The 918-nt window shown below is 39.2% G+C and carries 1 protein-coding gene; it reads left to right on the top strand.

What is annotated here, in order from left to right; all coding sequences use genetic code 11:
- Window positions 1–25: 25 nt before the first annotated feature.
- Entirely contained in the window at window positions 26–799 is a 774-nt protein-coding gene (locus LIX84_RS23310) for a nuclease-related domain-containing protein (protein WP_226422273.1), read from the top strand.
- Window positions 800–918: the final 119 nt, after the last annotated feature.

Here is a 918-nt window from a genome sequence, read left to right as displayed (position 1 = left end):
GCGTTAGTTGAACAAGGAGAGTTCAGTGGATATTTTCGGAATACTAATAGGTGCATTAGCTCAAGTTTGGTACATCATCCCTTTATTGATTGTCGTTTCGATATTCAAGAGTCGGTGGTTTAAAGGTGTATTTGGCGAATTTTTGGTAAACAAACTACTATCTCAGTTGCCTGATTCCCATTACACATTGGTGAGGGATGTAACTCTACCTACAGACGATGGCACAACACAAATCGACCATATTGTTGTATCAAGGTTTGGTATTTTCGTTGTGGAAACCAAAAACATGAAAGGTTGGATTTGTGGCTCTAAAAAACAAAAGCAATGGACTCAGAAAATCTATCGTCACTCATCAAAATTTCAAAATCCACTTCACCAAAATTACAAACATGTTAAGACTCTTGAATCCCTACTGGCTGTAGACAGTGAAAAACTACACTCAGTAGTTGTTTTCATTGGTGACAGTACTTTTAAAACTGATATGCCTGAAAACGTGACTTATGCGCGTGGTTGCTTGGAATACATCAGAAAGTTTGAACAACCAGTGTTCTCTGAATCAGAATATAGTCAACTTGTGTGCTCGATAAACGAAGTTAAGCTCAAAAAAGGCATTTTTACGGATATTAAGCATCGTCAACATGTGAAAGAAATCGTAGAAGCAAAAGAGGCTATAAAGCAGTGCTCACGTTGTGGCTCAGAAATGGTTGTTCGTGAAACTAAGCGTGGTGAAAACAAAGGTAAACAGTTTTGGGGATGTTCGGCATTTCCCAAATGTAGGTCGGTCGAACAGTTCAACTAACAAGGCGTTCAAGACGGATTCACAACGCTTGGCGATTTCAGTTCAAATTAGCTTAAGTGTTTAAGGTACAATGGTTTAGGTTTGGTGGTTGGCGTTGTTCACCACTTAACGCGGCGTTA

The sequence above is a fragment of the Vibrio sp. E14 genome, assembly GCF_020515785.1.
In the GTDB taxonomy this organism is placed as follows: domain Bacteria; phylum Pseudomonadota; class Gammaproteobacteria; order Enterobacterales; family Vibrionaceae; genus Vibrio; species Vibrio diabolicus.
Note: the sequence above shows the minus strand (reverse complement) of the source record. Positions and strands in the feature narration are given on the sequence as shown.